At 55.3% G+C, this 20,205-nt stretch carries 18 protein-coding genes; 6 read left to right on the top strand and 12 right to left on the bottom strand.

Annotation, left to right across the window (positions count from 1 at the left end):
* Window positions 1-27: 27 nt before the first annotated feature.
* The gene (rcnR, locus tag ABGA49_RS03480; RefSeq protein ID WP_061493691.1) at window positions 28-300 is read right to left on the bottom strand and encodes a Ni(II)/Co(II)-binding transcriptional repressor RcnR; all 273 of its coding nucleotides are present in this window, start codon (window positions 298-300) and stop codon (window positions 28-30) included.
* A gap of 142 nt (window positions 301-442) precedes the next feature.
* On the opposite strand from rcnR, the gene ABGA49_RS03475 reads away from it, so the two are divergent.
* Window positions 443-1,330 carry a nickel/cobalt efflux protein RcnA gene (locus ABGA49_RS03475; protein ID WP_347665142.1) on the top strand — a complete coding sequence of 296 codons (888 nt, stop codon included), beginning with the start codon at window positions 443-445 and terminating at the stop codon, window positions 1,328-1,330.
* Between the two features lie 46 nt (window positions 1,331-1,376).
* On the opposite strand, the gene glyA is transcribed toward ABGA49_RS03475, so the two are convergent.
* A complete protein-coding gene (gene glyA, locus ABGA49_RS03470; RefSeq protein WP_061493687.1) occupies window positions 1,377-2,630 on the bottom strand; it encodes a serine hydroxymethyltransferase in 1,254 nt (417 codons plus the stop codon).
* Window positions 2,631-2,942: 312 nt separating this feature from the next.
* Here glyA and hmpA point away from each other — a divergent pair, with 312 nt between their 5' ends.
* The gene (hmpA, locus tag ABGA49_RS03465) at window positions 2,943-4,136 is read left to right on the top strand and encodes an NO-inducible flavohemoprotein (protein ID WP_347665321.1); all 1,194 of its coding nucleotides are present in this window, start codon (window positions 2,943-2,945) and stop codon (window positions 4,134-4,136) included.
* Window positions 4,137-4,174: 38 nt separating this feature from the next.
* On the opposite strand, the gene glnB is transcribed toward hmpA, so the two are convergent.
* From glnB to purL, 5 genes are all read right to left on the bottom strand, one after another.
* Window positions 4,175-4,513, bottom strand: a complete 339-nt coding sequence (gene glnB, locus ABGA49_RS03460; protein ID WP_002438074.1) for a nitrogen regulatory protein P-II — start codon at window positions 4,511-4,513, stop codon at window positions 4,175-4,177.
* Window positions 4,514-4,587: 74 nt separating this feature from the next.
* A complete protein-coding gene (gene glrR / locus ABGA49_RS03455) occupies window positions 4,588-5,925 on the bottom strand; it encodes a two-component system response regulator GlrR (protein ID WP_061493682.1) in 1,338 nt (445 codons plus the stop codon).
* A complete protein-coding gene (qseG, locus tag ABGA49_RS03450; RefSeq protein ID WP_061493677.1) occupies window positions 5,922-6,656 on the bottom strand; it encodes a two-component system QseEF-associated lipoprotein QseG in 735 nt (244 codons plus the stop codon). Before qseG ends, glrR begins: the two co-directional genes overlap by 4 nt.
* Window positions 6,653-8,089: a two component system sensor histidine kinase QseE/GlrK gene (gene qseE, locus ABGA49_RS03445; RefSeq protein ID WP_082794141.1), complete on the bottom strand. Its 1,437-nt coding sequence runs from the start codon at window positions 8,087-8,089 to the stop codon at window positions 6,653-6,655. The genes qseG and qseE overlap by 4 nt, the downstream gene beginning before the upstream one ends.
* Before the next feature lie 549 nt (window positions 8,090-8,638).
* Window positions 8,639-12,526 (bottom strand): phosphoribosylformylglycinamidine synthase, encoded by a 3,888-nt coding sequence (gene purL / locus ABGA49_RS03440; RefSeq protein ID WP_347665141.1) that lies wholly within the window; start codon window positions 12,524-12,526, stop codon window positions 8,639-8,641.
* Window positions 12,527-12,798: 272 nt separating this feature from the next.
* Between purL and mltF the strand changes: the two genes are divergently transcribed.
* A complete protein-coding gene (gene mltF, locus ABGA49_RS03435; RefSeq protein ID WP_347665140.1) occupies window positions 12,799-14,358 on the top strand; it encodes a membrane-bound lytic murein transglycosylase MltF in 1,560 nt (519 codons plus the stop codon).
* Window positions 14,359-14,364: 6 nt separating this feature from the next.
* Here mltF and tadA read toward each other — a convergent pair whose 3' ends face one another.
* Window positions 14,365-14,916 carry a tRNA adenosine(34) deaminase TadA gene (gene tadA, locus ABGA49_RS03430; protein ID WP_148654694.1) on the bottom strand — a complete coding sequence of 184 codons (552 nt, stop codon included), beginning with the start codon at window positions 14,914-14,916 and terminating at the stop codon, window positions 14,365-14,367.
* A gap of 18 nt (window positions 14,917-14,934) precedes the next feature.
* A complete protein-coding gene (gene yfhb / locus ABGA49_RS03425) occupies window positions 14,935-15,570 on the bottom strand; it encodes a phosphatidylglycerophosphatase C (protein WP_061493670.1) in 636 nt (211 codons plus the stop codon).
* A gap of 185 nt (window positions 15,571-15,755) precedes the next feature.
* Here yfhb and ABGA49_RS03420 point away from each other — a divergent pair, with 185 nt between their 5' ends.
* The 3 genes from ABGA49_RS03420 (at window position 15,756) to ABGA49_RS03410 (ending at window position 18,295) form a co-directional block, all read left to right on the top strand.
* Window positions 15,756-17,006, top strand: a complete 1,251-nt coding sequence (locus ABGA49_RS03420) for an MFS transporter (RefSeq protein WP_347665139.1) — start codon at window positions 15,756-15,758, stop codon at window positions 17,004-17,006.
* A 123-nt stretch (window positions 17,007-17,129) separates the two neighbouring features.
* Window positions 17,130-17,978 carry a MurR/RpiR family transcriptional regulator gene (locus ABGA49_RS03415; protein ID WP_061493666.1) on the top strand — a complete coding sequence of 283 codons (849 nt, stop codon included), beginning with the start codon at window positions 17,130-17,132 and terminating at the stop codon, window positions 17,976-17,978.
* Window positions 17,979-18,034: 56 nt separating this feature from the next.
* Complete coding sequence (locus ABGA49_RS03410) at window positions 18,035-18,295, top strand: YfhL family 4Fe-4S dicluster ferredoxin (RefSeq protein ID WP_061493664.1); 261 nt, start codon at window positions 18,035-18,037, stop codon at window positions 18,293-18,295.
* Here the strand turns inward: ABGA49_RS03410 and acpS are convergent.
* From acpS to recO, 3 genes are all read right to left on the bottom strand, one after another.
* Window positions 18,292-18,672, bottom strand: a complete 381-nt coding sequence (gene acpS / locus ABGA49_RS03405) for a holo-ACP synthase (protein ID WP_061493663.1) — start codon at window positions 18,670-18,672, stop codon at window positions 18,292-18,294. The genes ABGA49_RS03410 and acpS overlap by 4 nt on opposite strands.
* Complete coding sequence (gene pdxJ / locus ABGA49_RS03400) at window positions 18,672-19,403, bottom strand: pyridoxine 5'-phosphate synthase (RefSeq protein WP_061493661.1); 732 nt, start codon at window positions 19,401-19,403, stop codon at window positions 18,672-18,674. Before pdxJ ends, acpS begins: the two co-directional genes overlap by 1 nt.
* A 65-nt stretch (window positions 19,404-19,468) precedes the next feature.
* Complete coding sequence (recO, locus tag ABGA49_RS03395) at window positions 19,469-20,176, bottom strand: DNA repair protein RecO (protein ID WP_061493659.1); 708 nt, start codon at window positions 20,174-20,176, stop codon at window positions 19,469-19,471.
* Between the last annotated feature and the right edge of the window lie 29 nt (window positions 20,177-20,205).

The raw sequence follows: 20,205 nt of genomic DNA, 5'->3' as shown, positions 1-20,205 counted from the left end.
AACAATCAGATAACAAGGTGTGGCGGCCTAACGGATGTATGAATCCAGCACGCTTAATACGACATCCAGGTCTGCTTCGCGCTTAATTTCATCGCTTTCATGGACGATATGATCGGTCAGATGCCCTTTAATCACTTCGCGCATTAAGCCATTCACCGCACCACGGATGGCCGCGATTTGCTGCAAAACCTGTGCGCATTCATGCGGTTCGTCGAGCATTTTTTTCAGCGCAACCACCTGCCCTTCTATTTTGCTTGCCCGCGCTTTTAGCTTTCGTTTATCCCGAATGGTGTGCGACATACAGACCTCAGTTTCATCGTGCTTCACAGACGATAGCATACCATGCAACAACTGGGGGGGAGTTTCTTTCTACTGGGGGGTAGTATTTTTTACTGGGGGGGAGTAGATTTAAGCGCACAAAATGTTACCGAGAATTATTCTCATGAATGACTTCACCACCCTTTTTCAGCAAGGGAACGCCTGGTTTTTTATTCCCAGCGCAATTCTGCTCGGTGCCCTGCATGGCCTGGAGCCAGGACACTCAAAGACCATGATGGCGGCGTTTATTATCGCGATCAAAGGTACGGTTAAACAGGCCATCATGTTAGGGCTGGCAGCCACGGTCTCTCATACCGCGGTAGTCTGGCTGATCGCATTGGGCGGGATGTTTATCAGCCAGAAATTTACCGCCCAATCGGTGGAACCCTGGCTGCAAATGATCTCCGCCGTGGTGATCCTCGGTACAGCAACGTGGATGTTCTGGCGGACATGGCAAGGGGAAAGCGCCCGACGTGCAGGCCATCATCACCACGATCATCATGACGATCATCACCATCATCATCACGGCCACGCTCCGCAGCCACGCGGGTTAATCTTCCAGCCACAACTCTCTGCGGTGCGTGCACAGCCGAATATCCTCGCCATGCGGAGCGTAGCAAAAGAAGAAGAGGAGTATCAGGATGCGCATGAACGGGCACACGCCCGGGATATTGAGCGGCGTTTTAACGGTGGTGACGTCACGAATGGACAAATTCTGCTGTTCGGCCTGACCGGTGGCTTGATCCCATGCCCGGCGGCCATCACCATTCTGCTTATCTGTCTTCAGCTTAAGGCGCTGACATTAGGTGCAACGATGGTGGTCTGTTTCAGTATTGGCCTGGCGCTCACGCTGGTCGCCGTTGGCGTAGGTGCGGCAATCAGTGTACAACAGGCGGCAAAACGCTGGTCTGGCTTTAATACACTCGCCCGTAAAGCCCCCTACTTTTCCAGCGTGTTGATCGCTCTGGTCGGTATTTACATGGGCATTCACGGCTACGCCGGTTTGCAATAAGGCATAAAAAAAGCCCCGTACGGGGCTTTTTTTATTTGCCTGAAACTTAAGCGTAAACCGGGAAACGAGCGCAGATATCCAGTACTTTCTGTTTCGTGCGCTCAATCACCGCTTCGTCATTGATGCTATCCAGCACGTCGCACATCCAGCCAGCCAGCTCTTTCACTTCCGCTTCTTTAAAGCCGCGACGGGTTACCGCCGGGCTACCGATGCGGATACCGGAGGTGACAAACGGGCTTTTCGGATCGTTCGGTACGCTGTTTTTGTTAACGGTGATGTTAGCGCGACCCAGTGCAGCATCGGCTTCTTTACCGGTCAGGTTTTTATCCACCAGATCCAGCAGGAACAGGTGGTTATCTGTACCGCCGGATACCACTTTGTAACCACGGTTCAGGAACACTTCCACCATCGCTTTGGCGTTTTTCGCAACCTGCTGCTGATAGGTTTTGAATTCCGGCTCCATCGCTTCTTTCAGCGCCACCGCTTTACCGGCGATCACGTGCATCAGCGGGCCGCCCTGGCCGCCAGGGAACACAGCTGAGTTCAGTTTTTTATACAGCTCTTCGCTGCCGCCTTTCGCCAGGATCAGACCACCGCGCGGGCCAGCCAGCGTTTTGTGGGTTGTGGTGGTCACCACGTGTGCATGCGGAACCGGGTTCGGGTAAACGCCTGCGGCGACCAGACCTGCAACGTGCGCCATATCCACAAACAGGTATGCACCGATGCTGTCAGCGATTTCACGCATTTTTGCCCAGTCAACCACGCCGGAATAAGCCGAGAAACCACCGATGATCATTTTCGGCTTGTGTTTCTGCGCCTGCGCGTTCAGGTCGTTGTAATCAATATGGCCGGTTTCATCGATGCCGTAAGGCACGATGTTATACAGTTTACCGGAGAAGTTAACCGGAGAACCGTGCGTCAGGTGACCCCCGTGCGCCAGGTTCATACCCAGTACGGTATCGCCCGGCTCCAGCAGAGAGGTGTACACAGCGAAGTTCGCCTGTGAACCTGAATGCGGCTGGACGTTGGCATAATCAGCGCCGAACAGCTCTTTTGCACGGTCGATCGCCAGTTGCTCAACAATGTCGACATATTCGCAACCGCCGTAGTAGCGTTTGCCCGGGTAACCTTCGGCGTATTTGTTCGTCAGCTGAGAACCCTGAGCCTGCATTACACGCGGGCTGGTGTAGTTTTCGGAGGCGATCAGTTCAATGTGTTCTTCCTGACGTACTTTTTCCTGCTCCATAGCCTGCCACAGTTCGGCATCATAATCGGCAATGTTCATTTCACGCTTTAACATCCGCATCTCCTGACTCAGCTAACAAAAACAACTCTAAACGAGGGCCCAATTTGGGGAACGGCTCACAGTATAACTGATTAATATCCTGATAACAGGTCTTGACAAAGGTTTTTACGCAAACGATTGGCTCCGCGCCAGTCAAGGGTTTGAGCGATAACGGGCTTCGCCATATAAGCGGATTTCTTTTCAGGTTTGTGATGCAACTTATTCACGATGCAAATCCTTTAGATGGCCCGCTCTTTACAAGGCCGTGCGCTGCGCTATAAGATGCATTTAAAATACAATTTTAAATAATCATCGCTAAAGGAAGCCATAATGCTCGACGCTCAAACCATCGCTACGGTCAAAGCCACCCTTCCCCTGCTGGCCGCCACCGGACCTAAACTCACCGCACATTTTTACGACCGGATGTTCAGCCACAACCCGGAACTAAAAGAGATCTTTAATATGAGCAATCAGCGCAATGGCGACCAGCGTGAAGCGCTGTTCAACGCGATTGCCGCTTATGCCAGTAATATCGATAACCTCGCGGCATTGCTGCCCGCCGTTGAAAAGATCGCACAGAAACACACCAGTTTTCAGATCCAGCCGGAGCAGTACAACATTGTCGGCGCGCACCTTCTGGCAACGCTGGATGAAATGTTCAGCCCCGGACAAGAGGTACTGGATGCCTGGGGTAAAGCCTATGGCGTGCTGGCTGGGGTGTTTATCAATCGTGAAGCGCAGATTTACCGTGAGCACGCGGAAAAACAGGGCGGCTGGCAAGGAACACGCGCGTTCCGCTTGCTGGAGAAAACCCCGCAGAGTGCACTGATCACCAGCTTTGAATTCGCACCGGTAGATGATCAGCCGGTGGCGTCTTACCAGCCGGGACAATATCTTGGCATCTGGCTGAAGCCGGAAGGTTTCGCGAATCAGGAGATCCGTCAGTACTCGCTGACCCGCCAGCCGAACGGGAAAAGCTACCGTATTGCCGTAAAACGCGAAAGCGGTGGCCAGGTTTCAGAGTGGCTGCACGATAAAGCCCAACCCGGTGATGTGGTGCACCTGGCCGCGCCAGCAGGGGATTTCTTTATGGATGTGCCTGCTGCTACTCCGGTTACGTTAATCTCCGCAGGCGTAGGGCAAACCCCGATGCTGGCGATGCTGGACAGCCTTGCCGCCTCTCAGCACAGCGCACAGGTGAACTGGTTTCATGCCGCCGACAATGGCCAGGTTCACGCTTTCGCCGATGAAGTCAGCAAGCTGGGAGCATCACTGGATCGCTTCTATCAACATGTCTGGTATCGCCAACCGGAAGCAGCAGATCGAAGTGCAGGTCGTTTTAACAGCGAAGGGTTAATGGATTTAACGCAACTGGAAGGAAAATTCAGCGACCCGATGATGCAGTTTTACCTCTGCGGGCCGGTTGGATTTATGCAGTTTGCCGCTCAGCAACTGGTGACGCTCGGCGTAGACAAAGCCAATATCCACTACGAATGCTTTGGGCCGCATAAGGTCCTGTAAGCAGACATTCCCTCACCCGGCTGGGTGAGGGAATCACATCAGATTGCCGCGTCGTCTTCTTCGCCGGTACGGATACGCACCACGCGCGCAACGTCAAAGACGAAGATTTTGCCGTCGCCGATCTTACCGGTCTGCGCCGTGCGGATAATGGTATCCACGCAGGTATCAACGATATCGTCGGTGACCACAATTTCAATTTTCACCTTGGGTAGAAAGTCCACCATGTATTCCGCGCCGCGGTAGAGTTCTGTGTGGCCTTTCTGGCGACCAAACCCTTTCACTTCGGTCACCGTCATCCCGGTGATACCGACTTCCGCCAGTGCTTCACGCACATCATCCAGTTTGAAAGGTTTAATAATCGCATCAATCTTTTTCATGGTGGGTCCTTAAACGCTCTTGCCAGTCTGCTGCATCGTAATCGGTTGCTCACAGTATCATACTCACCGCGCCATTACTCCTTAAAGTCGTTGGCGTCCAGCTCATGTCGCGAGAGTAATTTGTAAAATTCAGTCCGGTTGCGGCCCGCCATCCGCGCGGCATGGGTCACATTACCTTTGGTGATTTGCAACAGTTTGCGCAGGTAGTTAAGTTCAAATTGATTACGCGCTTCAACAAAGGTAGGCAACGCCGTGTTTTCCCCTTCCAGCGCCTGTTCAACCAGCGCATCGCTGATCACTGGAGAGGATGTCAGCGCCACGCACTGCTCAATCACGTTCACCAGTTGACGCACGTTACCCGGCCAGCTCGCGGTCATCAGCCGTTTCATGGCATCGGTGGAGAAAGCACGCACAAACGGTTTGTGGCGATCCGCTGCCTGACGCAGCAGATGGTTCGCCAGCAGCGGAATATCTTCCGCGCGCTCCGCCAGTGCCGGGATTTTGAGGTTCACAACATTCAGGCGGTAGAACAAATCCTCACGAAACTCACCGCGCTCCATCGCTTTCGGCAGGTCGCGGTGGGTGGCGGAAATAATACGCACATTAATATCAATATCGCGGTTGCTGCCCAGCGGGCGGACTTTACGCTCCTGCAGCACACGCAGCAATTTCACCTGCAACGGAATTGGCATATCGCCAATTTCATCAAGAAACAGCGTACCGCCTTCCGCCGCCTGAAACAGCCCTTCGCGGCTACTGACCGCGCCGGTAAACGCCCCGCGCGCATGACCAAACAGTTCCGACTCCAGCAATTGCTCGGGTAATGCACCGCAGTTGATGGCGATAAACGCGCTTTTACTGCGAGGGCTGGCGTTGTGGATCGCCTGCGCGAGGATCTCCTTGCCGGTACCACTTTGCCCGTTGATCAGCACGCTGACATCGGACTGCGCCACCATTCGCGCCTGCTCCAGCAAGCGCAGCATGACCGGGCTACGGGTAACAATGCTTTCGCGCCACTGATCGTCGGCCGCCGGGCCGCTGTGTTCCAGCGCCTCATCAATGGCTTTGTATAACGCGTCTTTATCCACCGGTTTGGTAAGAAAGCTAAAGACGCCCTGCTGCGTGGCGGCTACCGCATCCGGTATTGAGCCATGCGCCGTCAGGATAATCACCGGCATACCCGGCTGAACGCGCTGAATCTCAGCAAACAGCTGCATGCCATCCATTTCATCCATGCGCAGGTCGCTTATCACCAGATCGACCTTTTCCCGCGCCAGAATGCGCAATCCTTCCTGCCCGCTCTCGGCGGTGACAATGCTGTACCCCTCGCTGGTAAGACGCAACCCCAGCAGCTTCAGCAGGCCAGGGTCGTCATCCACCAGCAGTAAATGGGCAGGTTTGCGGCTTGTCATGGTTTTACATCCTCCTGATTCCCGTCATTTTTCGACGGGCGCGTGCTATCCGGCATATCGGCTGGCGCGGGCTTACGCGTGGAAAGACGCCGTTCAATATCGGTCAGCGTCTCCAGCTTGCGCGTGGTGGTTTCCAGTTGCTCACGTAAAAATTGCTGCTGCTGGCGCAACGTATCCAGCTCGCTATCGGTGGATTGTTGCAGTTTGCTGTAGCGACTGCGCTCTTCTGACAGTTGTAACTGCAACATTTCACTATCGCGCCAGAGCTGGAACAACGGGCGAACCTGCGCCGGGATAGTCGGGCTTACAGCGTCCAGCCGGGTAGTGTAATCACGCCGTTCAAGCGGTGTGATTTTAGCGCTGGAGAGCAAAATGCCACGGCGGAACGTGGCAGCCCAGTTATCATCCGTCCAGGAGCGCGCTTCAGCACGGGCCACTGCCGGGGCCAGACGCTGTGCGCAATCCATCGCTCGCAGCCAGTAAAGCGGGTTGGTGTCGACATGCGGGCCCGACAACAGCCAGATGTCATCACAGTCTGTTGAGAGAAAATCCGCCAGTTGGTGCTCAGGGAGTCGTTCTTCCTGGCCATTATGGATAGCGCTTTGCGGCTTTTGCGCCACGCATCCGGCCAGCAACAGGCAAGGAAACGCACGAAGCCATTTATTGCGCGGTGACACCGCGTTAATTACGCGGGAAAAAACATGCGACATACTTACCAGGTCCAGGTTCATTTAATCTCTTTTACCGGCACATTGAGCGGTAACTCAATACGGAAACAGACATCGGCTTCGCTATCGGTTGCCAGATAGAGTTCGCCCTGCATACGACGAATACAATCTCTGGCAATACTCAGCCCTAACCCACTGCCTTTTACCGCCCCTTTTCGTTGATGGCTGCCCTGAAAAAAGGGCTCGAAGATCATGCTGCGTTCTGCTTCAGGGATAGGCGTACCGGTATTTGTCACGTCTATAAAGAGCCGCGCGCCGGCAATATAGCTGTGCAGATAAATGTTACCGGATTCAGCACCATAGTGCACAGCGTTAGAGTAGAGATTATCCAGCACGCTCATCAGTAACATCGGTTCAGCCTGACAGGTGGCCGCATCGAGCGTGACCCCGGTATGCATCATTTTAGCTCGCGCCGGCAAACTGTGAGCAGAGATAACCATGTCCACCAGCGGTGCGATCTCAACCTCTTCCAGCTCAACCGCGCCGTCGGCAAGCTTGCGGTTATAGTCGAGGAGTTGCTCAATAAGTTTTTGCAGGTTGCGACTGCTGGCATCGAGGATCTCAACCACCTCTTTCTGTTCCGCGGTCAGCGGCCCCACCACTTCATCGGCAAGCAACTCCGTTCCTTCGCGCATACTGGCGAGGGGGGTTTTAAGCTCATGTGACAAATGACGTAAAAACTGATGGCGCTGCGACTCCAGCCACGCCAGCCTTTCACTGAGCCAGATAATGCGTTCGCCCACATAGCGCAGCTCGCGCGGGCCTTTAAACACCACAGTATGGCCAAGCGATCGCCCTTCCCCCAGCCGGTTGATCATCCGTTCAATCCCCTTCACCGGACCGATGATCATACGGGTAAACAGCAGCACCAGCCCGAGACTGACCATAAACAACACCAGCGCCTGCCAGCCAAAAAACTGGCCGCGTTCGGCGATTTCCAGTTGTAATTGCTGACCACGGGAGAACACGACCGCACGGGTAGATTGCACCATTTCGGTGTTTGCGGCGGCAAAGGCTTCCAGCCGCTCGGAGGCTGAAGCGGAAGGACCGCTGTTTTTACACTGCAATTGGGCAAGGTCGTTCAGATCCTGGCGTAGCGCCTGGTAGAGCTTATCATCCGGCAGCACGCCCGCATGGGCATCCAGCATTTCACTGTAGCGTTTACGCTGATTCTGATACACCCGCGCCAGCGTGGCATCGTCGAGCACGCAATACTGGCGGTAACTGCGCTCCATTTCCAACGCTGCGTTGGTCATGGCTTCGCTGCGACGCGCGTCAATGAGCGTTGTGCGGTTGGTTTGTAGTGCCTGGGCGCTGAGGGCATTCAGGCTTTGCCACGCCTGCCAGGCCAGTACCAGCAGCGGTAATAAAATCAACAGAAACGCCATCATCACCAACTGGCGTAGCGAGCGGGGGAAAACAAGCCAACGTTTCAACGCAATGCTCTCGCAAGAATAGATACAGGGATGCTAACTGAGTAACGCGCCGGGGGAAAGCCAGAAACAACAAAGCCGGGCATAAGCCCGGCTCTGTTATGAAATTAGGCGGTGCCTAACTCGACGTTTCGCCCGAAGCCTGATAAAGCAAAGCAATTATCAGCAGGTGGACGGCAGGCACCTTTAAGTGCGTCATTCGAAGTTTATGTAGCACGTCCCGAAGGGGCTGACATAAGAAAGATGAATGAGCCACTGCTTAGTATTATGCACATATTATGCCAATGCACAAAATAATAATTTAACTCATTGATTATAATTGATTTTATATTTATCACACGCAACGGCAAGATGTTTGTTTTTTCATCTCACTGTCGCTGTTTAACAACACCCTAATAACGTTTAAAATAATTACTTATAATTCATATAATTAAATGTCGCCATTTGGAGACACAAAAGAAAAGCCATTGTCGGGAAATGCCGACACTTTTCAACAGGTAATAAAAAAGCCTCCGCCAGAAAGGCCGGAGGCTTTATACGCTTCTCGCGAATTTAACCCAACTGTTTACGGGCGTTACGGAAAATACGCATCCACGGGCTATCTTCACCCCAGTTCTCCGGATGCCAGGAGTTGGACACCGTACGGAATACACGCTCCGGATGCGGCATCATGATCGTCACGCGGCCGCTTTCATTCGTGACCGCCGTAATGCCGTTCGGCGAGCCGTTCGGGTTCGCCGGGTAAGTCTGCGTCACCTTGCCGAAGTTATCGACATAACGCAGCGCCACCAGTCCTTTGCTTTCAAGCGCAGCCAGGTGCGCATCATCGCGCACTTCCACACGACCTTCACCGTGAGATACGGCGATGGGCATTTGCGATCCCACCATGCCGCCGAGCAACAATGACGGGCTCTGCGTCACTTCCACCAGGCTGAAACGCGCTTCGAAACGATCGGAGTGGTTACGCACAAAGCGTGGCCACAGTTCGCTACCCGGGATCAGTTCGCGCAGGTTGGACATCATCTGGCAGCCATTGCATACGCCCAGCGCCAGCGTCTGCGGACGGTGGAAGAAGGTTTCGAACTCGTCGCGTACACGGTCGTTAAACAGGATCGATTTCGCCCAGCCTTCGCCCGCGCCCAGCACATCACCGTAAGAGAAGCCGCCACAAGCGACCAGCGCATGGACGTTTTCCAGCCCGGAGCGCCCGGCCAGGAGGTCGCTCATATGCACATCGATTGCATCAAAACCTGCGCGGTGGAACGCGGCCGCCATCTCAACATGTGAGTTGACGCCCTGCTCGCGCAGTACCGCCACTTTCGGGCGCGCGCCAGTGGCAATAAACGGCGCAGCGATATCTTCGTTAATATCGAACGACAGTTTTACATTCAGCCCTGGATCGTTGTCATTGGCTTTCGCGTCATGCTCCTGATCCGCACACTCCGGGTTATCACGCAGGCGCTGCATCTGCCAGGTGGTTTCCGCCCACCACATACGAAGCGTGGTGCGGCTTTCACTGAACACTGCCTGACCATCAGCTTCAATGACAAAGCGATCGCCGGAGACAGCATTTCCCAGATAATGAACACAATCGCCCAGACCGTATGTCGCCAGCACGCTTTCCACCGCTTCGCGGTCGCCCGCACGTACCTGGATAACCGCGCCCAGCTCTTCATTAAACAACGCCGCCAGACGATCGCCTCCCAGGGAAGCGATATTCACATTTACACCGCAGTGCCCCGTAAAGGCCATTTCCGCCAGCGTCACCAGCAGACCGCCGTCGGAACGATCGTGGTAAGCCAGCAATTTGCCCGCCGCAACCAGCGCCTGGATGGCATCATAGAAGCCTTTCAGTTGCTCAACGTTACGTACATCGGCAGGCTTGTCGCCCAGTTGACGATATACCTGCGCCAGCGCCGTTGCGCCCAACGCATTGTTGCCGTTACCCAGATCGATAAGCAACAGGGCGTTATCTTCGGTGGAGAGTTGCGGCGTTACTGTATGACGTACATCTTCAACGCGCGCAAAGGCCGTGATCACCAGCGACAGCGGCGAAGTCATCTCACGCTGTTCATTTCCTTCCTGCCAGCGGGTTTTCATCGACATGGAATCTTTGCCCACCGGAATGGTCAGTCCCAATGCAGGGCAAAGCTCTTCACCCACCGCTTTCACTGCCGCGTACAGGCCTGCGTCTTCGCCAGGATGCCCTGCCGCCGCCATCCAGTTTGCGGACAGCTTAATGCGTTTGATGTCGCCAATCTGCGTTGCCGCGATATTGGTCAATGCTTCCCCCACGGCCAGACGCGCGGAAGCCGCAAAGTCCAGCAGCGCAACCGGCGCACGTTCACCCAGCGCCATCGCTTCACCATAGTAGCTATCGAGGCTGGCAGTGGTCACCGCACAGTTCGCTACCGGGATCTGCCACGGCCCGACCATCTGATCGCGGGCGACCATACCGGTCACCGTGCGGTCGCCAATGGTCACGAGGAAGGTTTTTTCCGCCACGGTCGGCAAATGCAGCACGCGATTCACTGCGTCTGCAACCGAAATGCCCTGTGTCGTAAATGCATCGCCGGTCGCCTGACGTGTCTCAACGTTGCGGGTCATCTTCGGCGTTTTGCCTAACAGCACATCCAGCGGCATGTCGATCGGTTGATCGTTAAAATGGTTGTCGTTCAGCGTCAGGTGCTGCGCTTCGGTCGCTTCGCCAATCACCGCATAAGGCGCGCGTTCGCGGCGACACAGCTCATCAAACAGCGCCAGTTGATCGGCGGCAACCGCCAACACATAGCGTTCCTGCGATTCGTTACACCAGATCTCCAGCGGGCTCATACCCGGCTCATCGCTGAGAATGTCACGCAGTTCAAAACGACCGCCGCGACCACCATCGCTGACCAGCTCAGGCATGGCATTGGACAGACCGCCCGCGCCCACGTCATGAATAAAGAGGATGGGGTTGGCATCGCCCAGTTGCCAGCAACGGTCAATCACCTCCTGGCAACGACGCTCCATTTCCGGGTTGTCGCGCTGAACTGAGGCAAAATCCAGATCCGCATCAGACTGACCAGACGCCATAGAGGACGCTGCGCCGCCCCCCAGGCCGATATTCATCGCCGGGCCACCGAGGACGATCAGTTTCGCACCTACGGTGATCTCGCCTTTTTGTACGTGATCGGCACGAATGTTACCGATCCCGCCCGCCAGCATGATCGGTTTGTGGTAGCCGCGAAGCTCTTCGCCGTTATGGCTATTCACTTTCTCTTCATAGGTACGGAAATAGCCGTTCAGCGCCGGGCGACCAAATTCGTTGTTAAACGCCGCGCCGCCCAGTGGGCCATCGGTCATAATATCCAGCGCGGTAACGATACGCTCAGGCTTACCAAAATCTTCTTCCCACGGTTGTTCAAAGCCCGGAATACGCAGGTTGGAAACGGAGAAACCCACCAGGCCCGCTTTCGGCTTCGCGCCACGACCGGTTGCCCCTTCGTCACGGATCTCACCGCCGGATCCGGTCGCAGCCCCCGGCCACGGAGAGATCGCCGTCGGGTGGTTATGTGTTTCCACCTTCATCAGAATATGCGCCGGTTCTTGATGGTAATCGTAACGGCCTTCACCGCGATCGGCGAAGAAGCGGCCAACAGCTGAACCTTCCATCACGGCGGCGTTGTCTTTATACGCAGACAGGACGAAATCCGGCGTTTTCTCGAAGGTGTTTTTGATCATTTTAAACAATGACTTCGGCTGCGGCTTGCCATCAATCACCCAGTCGGCGTTGAAGATTTTGTGGCGGCAGTGCTCGGAGTTCGCCTGGGCGAACATATAGAGTTCGATATCGTTCGGGTTGCGCCCCAGACGGGTAAAGGCGTCTTGCAGATAGTCGATTTCATCGTCTGCTAATGCCAGGCCAAGACGCAGGTTGGCGTCGATCAGCGCCTGGCGGCCTTCACCCAGTAAGTCGACGCTTTGTACCGGTGCCGGCTGATGGTGTTCAAACAGGCGCTCAGCATCCGCCTGTGAGGTGAATACGCTCTCCATCATGCGATCATGCAGTTCTGCTGCGATCTGAGCCCACTGGGCGTCCGTCAGACCATCGGCGTCTACATAGTACGCAACGCCGCGTTCAAGGCGGTTGATCTTATTAAGGCCGCAGTTGTGCGCAATATCGGTAGCTTTGGAAGACCAGGGAGAGATGGTGCCAGGACGAGGAGTGACGAGCAGTAAGGTTCCGGTTGGGGTATGGCTGCTCAGGCTCGGGCCATATTTCAACAGGCGCTGGAGCCGGGCGTACTCTTCTTCGGTCAGGGTGTCGTTCAGATCAGCGAAGTGAGCGTACTCGGCGTAAATATTACTGACCGGGAGGTTGGCCGCCTGAAAACGCGCCAGCAGTTTGTTGATACGAAAAGCGGACAATGCAGGCGAACCACGCAGAATTTCCATCATAAGTCTCTCGTCTTCGATTACGAAGCGTCGGGGACGCTTTAAGTGTGCACCAGGGGAAAACGGGCGTCATTATAGAGAATCCTGAGCGCCTACGAAACCGTTTGCGTCGAAATAAAATCAGCCCGGATTTTTGACAATAGCTGCCGCCGACCACTCTAATTAGTTGCCAACTGGCGTTTTGTTGCGCAAAATGCCGCTCAATCACAGACAAACCTTGTTGTTATCATGACGGCCATCTGCTGAGGCAAAGTACGGCGCAGAGAATTAACTGATTGAAAAAATTTAAGATTAATTATCTGCTCATCGGCATTGTCACCCTGCTGCTGGCAGCGGCCCTGTGGCCATCCATTCCCTGGTTCGGCAAAGCCGATAACCGCATCGCGGCAATCAAAGCCCGCGGGGAATTGCGCGTCAGCACCATTGCCACACCGCTCACCTATACCCGTATTGAGGGAAAATCCTACGGCCTCGATTACGATCTGGCGCAGCATTTCGCCGACTATCTGGGTGTGAAGCTCAAAGTCACCGTCCGCCAGAATATCAGCCAGCTCTTTGACGATCTCGATCATGATGATGCGGATATGCTCGCTGCAGGACTGGTGTACAACAGCGAACGCATCAAAAACTACCAGACCGGCCCGGTTTACTACTCCGTTTCTCAGCAACTGGTTTACCGGGTTGGCAGCCCTCGCCCGCGCACGCTGCAATCTGTTAACGCCAGCCAATTGACCGTTGCACCGGGGCAGGTGGTGATCGACGATCTTCGCGCCTTAAAAGAGAAAAAATACCCGGATTTAAGCTGGACGGTGGATGAGAAGCTCGGCACCAATGCGTTGATGGAACAGGTGCTGGAAGGCAAATTGAGTTACACCATTGCCGACTCGGTGGCGATAAGCCTGTTCCAGCGGGTGCACCCAGAGCTGGCTGTCGCACTGGATGTAACCGATGAACAGCCGGTCACCTGGTTCAGCAAGCGCGATGACGACAATACCCTTTCAGCCGCCATGCTGGATTTCTTCAATAATATGAATGAAGACGGTACCCTCGCACGGCTGGAGGAGAAGTATCTCGGGCATGGTGAAGACTTTGACTATGTGGATACGCGCACTTTCCTGCGCGCTGTCGATAGCGTACTGCCCGAGCTGCAACCGATGTTTGAGAAATATGCCCAGCAGATCGACTGGCGTCTGCTGGCAGCCATCTCCTATCAGGAGTCACACTGGGACGCCCAGGCCACCTCACCAACCGGGGTGCGCGGCCTGATGATGCTGACAAAAAATACGGCGCAAAGTTTAGGCCTAAGCGATCGTACCGATGCGGAACAGAGCATTAGCGGCGGCGCGCGCTACTTGCAGGATATGATGAGCAAAGTGCCGGACAGCGTACCGCAGGATGAGAAAATCTGGTTTGCGCTGGCGGCCTACAATATGGGCTATGCGCATATGCTGGATGCACGCGCGCTGACGGCAAAAACCAAAGGCAACCCCGATAGCTGGGCCGATGTAAAACAGCGTCTGCCGCTACTGAGCCAGAAACCCTGGTACAGCAAACTGACCTACGGCTACGCACGCGGGCATGAAGCATACGCTTATGTGGAGAACATCCGTAAGTATGAAATCAGCCTGGTCGGTTACCTGCTTGAGAAAGAGAAAGAAGCGGCCAAAGCGCTAAAGCTGGCAAAGAGTTACCCGGCGGTTTCTACGGATGAACTGAACCGCCCCGCCTACGGCATACTGCCTTTTAGCGCCTTTACCACCAGCGATCCTTTTCCGCGCAACCCGCTGCTGACGCCGGATACGTTGGTAAAAAACCCACTGAAAGTGAACCGATAAAGTGCTTTAACCGCCCGACTGCTCTTGTGAATCAGAGAGCGTTTTTTTCAGCGCTTTTTTCTCCTGCCGACGCTGGCGGAAAAAGTCGCTCAGCATTGCCGCACACTCATCGCGCAGCACCCCTTCGGTGATCGCCACCCGGTGGTTCATTCCCGGGTGATGCAGCACATCCATCAGCGAACCCGCCGCACCGGTTTTCGCATCCCGCGCGCCAAACACCAGATGACCAATGCGGCTATGCACCATTGCCCCGGCGCACATCACGCAGGGCTCCAGCGTGACATAGAGCGTGGTGTCGATCAGGCGGTAGTTTTGCAGCACCATCCCCCCCTGACGCAGTGCCATGATCTCCGCATGCGCCGTGGGATCGTGACGGCCAATCGGCCGGTTCCAGCCTTCGCCAATCACCCGTTCGTTATGCACCAGTACCGCGCCAACGGGCACTTCGCCTTCTTCCCATGCACGTTTCGCCAGCGTCAGCGCATAACGCATCCAGTATTCATGGTTCAGTTCAGGATTGGACAAAGGGAAAAACTCCAGTGATTCAGGCGGGCGCATTATACAGCCCTTCGCTGTTTATTCCAGTTGCTGTAACTCACCGCGCGGCGTCACACGCCAGCGGTGCTGGCAAAAATAGAGCAACGGGTTGTCTTGCTTGCTGTCGCTATAACCACTGTACAGACGCAGCGGCGTACCGATTTTCCGCTCCAGTTGCGCCACTTTCTCGTGCCCGAGACAGCGCATCGTTAGCACCCAGCCGCCATAACGACGGTTGATCTGACTGGCAATCACATTCACCTTCGGCAACCAGGGCGTATCAAAATAGACTTGCTCCACCAGCGGTTGCGGCGAGCCCGTGATCAACCAGATATCCGCATCAGAAGCGGTAAGGTACTGGGTCAGCCGCGACTGCACCACCGGAAACGCCGTCACGTGTTCGCGAAACCAGCGGACAAACTGCTGCTCACGCTTTTTCAGTTGATGTTCACTGTGGCCAAACGTGCAGCCCCAGAGCAGCAGGCTCATTGGCCAGCGGGCTGCACGCCCTTTAATCAATAACGCGCCAGCAATCACCGGCAATAGCGGCAGCACCAACAAGGCATTCAACGGCTGGTGCCGCAACAGATAACGTAAAAACGTACCGAACATATCCTGCTGGTGCAGTGTTCCGTCAAGATCAAAAAATACGACGCGGCGCTCGCTGGTAGCCAAATGTTGTCCCTCTGCCTGGTTAAACGCCGATCGCCATTTATCCTCTTCTGGCGATCGCTATTAGAAATAGCCTAACAGATAGAACCTGACTTTTCCGGTAACAAGACACCTGCAATATAAAGCAGCTATTTCGTTACGCCACAGATGCACTACACTGCCTTATCTTTCCAGGAACCGTAGTGACCATGACTTCGCATACCAAAACGATGCGCGCCTTTAGCTCTGCCTCTTTCCGACATCTGTTCTTTGCCCGTCTGTTCACCGTACTGGGTAACGGCATCGCTCCGATTGCACTGGCCTTTGCGGTACTGGACATCGGCGGTTCCGCCGCCGATTTGGGCCTCGTCGTGGCGGCTCGATCTGTTTTTAATGTCGCCTTCTTGTTGGTCGGCGGTGTATTGGCAGATCGCTATTCACGTAGCCTGGTGCTGGTTTCGTCCTCTGTTGTGGCGGCGATATCGCAAGCGGTCGTCGCATGGTCCGTGCTAAACGGCAGCGCAACGGTCATGGGCCTTGCCCTGTTAGGTACCCTGAATGGTGCCGCCGCAGGCGTTGCGTTACCGGCCTCCTCCGCGCTGGTGCCCCAGACGGTGCCAGCCCATAACCTGCGCGAAGCCAATGCGTTGATCCAGTTAGGTATTTACAGTGGAACCGTGGTTGGTGCTTCGCTGGGCGGGGTCCTGACCAGCGCCGTCGGGCCTGGCTGGGGACTGGCGATTGATGCGCTCGGCTTTGCTGCCTCGGCGCCGCTCTATTACTGGATCCGTACAGGCGTCGCGCCAGTCGCCGCCGCGCAAACCAACATTCTGCAGGATCTGCGCGACGGCTGGAAAGAGTTCACCAGCCGGACATGGGTCTGGTCCATTGTCGTTCAGTTCACCATTATCAATGCCGCATTCAGTGGCGTAGTGATGGTTCTCGGCCCGATCATTGCCGATGCCTCATTTGGCCGCACCCAGTGGGGAATCATGGTTGCGGCGCAAAGCGTTGGGTTGATTGTCGGCTCATTCCTGGCATTGCGCTGGCGCCCGCGTCGCGACCTGTTTATTGGCGTGATGCTGGTGTCGTTGTGTGCGTTGCCTATTTTCCTGCTGGGGCAGATTGCGCCGCCACCGTGGCTTATCGCGGCATTTTTTATCGCGGGCGTCACTTTCGGTCTGTTTGGCGTGGCCTGGGCACAGTCGCTGCAAACCCATATACCGCCAGAAAAACTGGCGCGTGTATATGCATACGACGCGCTGGGATCCTTTATTGCGATCCCGGTTGGCGAACTGGCCGCCGGACCGCTGGCCATACATTACGGTAACAGCAATGTATTAATGGCTTCAGCGGGGGCCGTGGTCATCGCAACGTTTGTTGCCAGCCTGATCCCGGCCATTCGTCAGCTCGATAACTCACCGAAGGTGAAAAGACACAGCGCCGAAGGATCCACTTGATCGCTGTCAAATGCCGGGTTGTGATACTTTGTCGTGATAGAATTTTTAATTCATAATAATAATCAATTGCTGGAATATTAAATTCTCTCATTTGTATGCGTTGTTATTGCCTCCGGAGATCCTATGAACTGTTTAATTCGCATCCGTCAGCGCTATTCCGGCCTGGCGCAGAGCGATAAAAAGCTGGCGGAATTTCTGCTGGAAAATCCCGATCGCGCGCGCCATTTAAGTTCGCAACAGTTGGCCGCCGAAGCGGGTGTTAGCCAGTCGAGCGTCGTGAAGTTTGCCCAGAAAATGGATTTCAAAGGATTTCCGGCAATGAAACTGGCCATCAGCGAAGCGCTGGCCAGCAACACCAATCCCTGGTCCGTGCCCGTGCATAACCAGATCCGCGGCGACGATCCGCTACGTGTGGTGGGTGAAAAGCTGATCAAAGAGTACCAGAGCGCCATGCACGCCTCACTGGATGTCAACAGTGAAGAGAAGCTACTGGAAAGCGTACGACTGCTGCGCGAGGCACGGCGTATTATCCTGACCGGTATTGGCGCTTCCGGGTTGGTTGCCCGTAACTTCGGCTGGAAGTTGATGAAAATTGGTATTAACGCCGCGGTGGAGCAGGATATGCACGCCCTGCTGGCAACCGTGCAGGCAATGGAGCCTGGCGATCTGTTGTTGCCGGTTTCTTATTCCGGCGAACGGCGTGAAATCAATATAGCAGCCGATGAAACCCTGCGCGTGGGCGGCAAGATCCTCGCCATCACCGGCTTTACCCCCAACGCCCTGCAACAACGGGCGACACATTGCCTTTACACTATCGCCGAAGAGCAGGCGACGCGCAGTGCGGCCATCTCCTCCACCAGCGCGCAAATGATGCTGACGGACTTACTGTTTATGGCGCTGGTACAGCAGGATCTGGAGCATGCGCCGGAACGCATTCGTCATAGCGAGGAGCTGGTAAAAAAACTGGTTTGAGCAGGGAATCATCGTATAATGCCCGCCCTGTTAGTGATGTTTCTGAGATTTTCCTGATGGCGCTGTTAATCACCAAAAAATGCATCAATTGCGATATGTGCGAGCCGGAATGCCCGAACGAGGCGATTTCGATGGGTGACAGCATCTATGAGATTAACAGCGATCGGTGCACCGAGTGCATTGGGCACTATGAAACGCCGACCTGCCAGAAAGTGTGCCCGATCCCCAATACCATCCTGAAAGATCCGGCACATATAGAAACAGAAGAACAGCTCTGGGATAAATTCGTCCAGATGCACCACGCCGATAAGATTTAACTTTCAATTATCACCGTTGCGCAGGCGTAATGCCGCTCATCCGCCAGCGTCACGTGAGTGGACTTCACGCCCATCTGCTCCGCCAGCCGCAGCGCCTCATCCCACAAACGCAAGCCTGGCTTACCCAGTTCGTCGTTGAACACTTCGAATTGATTAAATGCCAGACCGTTACGAATACCGGTGCCAAACGCCTTCGCCGCCGCTTCTTTTACCGCAAAACGTTTTGCCAGGAAGCGCACCGGTTGCTGATGCGCCTGGTAGAGCTCCCATTCGTTAGCGCTCAACACCCGCTTCGCCAGGCGATCGCCGCTGCGGGCGATCACCGCTGCGATGCGGTCTATCTCAACGATATCCGTACCCAGTCCGAGGATTGCCATTACGCGCGCGCTTCCTGCATCAGGCGTTTCATCTCGGCGACGGCCTCTTTCAGACCACTCATCACCGCGCGACCAATAATGGCGTGGCCGATGTTCAGCTCGTGCATTTCTGGCAGTGCGGCAATGGCCTTCACGTTGTGATAAGTCAACCCGTGGCCCGCATTCACTTTCAGGCCGAGGCTGGCGGCGTAGGTCGCAGCTTTGGCAATGCGCTCCAGCTCTTTCGCCTGCGCGGCATCGTTTTCTGCATCAGCGTAGCAACCGGTGTGGATTTCGATGTACGGCGCGCCAACGTCCGCAGCGGCTTTGATTTGCTCCGCATCGGCGTCGATAAACAGCGATACCTGAATACCGGCAGCGGCCAGGCGCTGGCAGGCGTCACGCATTTTCTCGCGCTGACCAGCCACATCGAGGCCGCCTTCCGTGGTAACTTCCTGGCGTTTTTCCGGCACCAGGCAGCAGAAATGCGGTTTGGTTTCACAGGCAATTGCCAGCATCTCTTCGGTGACCGCCATTTCCAGGTTCATTCGCGTATCCAGCGTCTGGCGCAAAATACGCACGTCTCTGTCGGTGATGTGGCGACGATCTTCGCGCAGATGCACGGTAATGCCGTCGGCTCCCGCCTGTTCAGCAATAAATGCTGCCTGCACCGGATCCGGGTAAGCCGTGCCACGTGCGTTACGCAATGTTGCGATATGATCGATATTGACGCCCAACAGTAATTCAGCCATGACAATCCTCAGTGTTTTCATTGGTTCCGGCGCGGTCTTCGCCTCGCCTGGCCTGATTTTTTCCGTTATCGCTTCGGCATAAACTGCCGGAACAGTTCCCGGCTTTTTAACGGCTTGCCTCCAAGATACGGCTTTAACGCAATACGGGTAAAGCGCTTTGCAGCGCGCAACGTGTCGGCATCCGGGAATTCACGCTCAGCCAGCGCACGCAGATGCCGGCCAGTAAAGGTGCTGTTATCCATTACTACGCTGGCAATAAACCCTTTCTCTTCCCGGTAGCGATAGGTCATCAGGTCATCCACCGGCTCACCGCTGCCCGCACAGTGCAGGAAATCAACGCCATAACCCAGATGCCCGAGCAGTGCCAGTTCAAAGCGACGCAGCACAGGTTCCGGCGTGCCGGTTACGCCCGCTAACGCCTGGATGCAGTGTAAATAGTCGAAGAAGAGTTCGGAGAAGCGGGTCTCATGCTCCAGCACGCGGGCAATAAGCTCATTAACATAAAGGCCGCTGTAGAGCGTGATACCACTGAGCGGCAGCGCCAGTGAAACCGCTTCTGCGCTGCGCAGCGTTTTGACTTCGCCACGCCCGCCAAAACGTACAAGCAGAGGGGTAAAAGGCTGTAATGCGCCTTTAAGATTAGAGCGTTTGGAACGTGCGCCTTTTGCAACAAGGCGCACGCGGCCCGACTCTTCCGTGAAGACGTCCAGCATCAGGCTGGTTTCGCTCCACGGACGGGAATGGAGGACGAATGCGCGCTGCCATCCTTCCATCGTGTTCTCGCCGTCTGTCAGGCCATTAA

Source organism: Kosakonia sp. WA-90, assembly GCF_039871955.1.
Lineage (GTDB): Bacteria > Pseudomonadota > Gammaproteobacteria > Enterobacterales > Enterobacteriaceae > Kosakonia > Kosakonia oryzendophytica.
The sequence above is the reverse complement of the archived record's forward strand: the minus strand, read 5'-3'. Positions and strand labels throughout refer to the sequence as shown.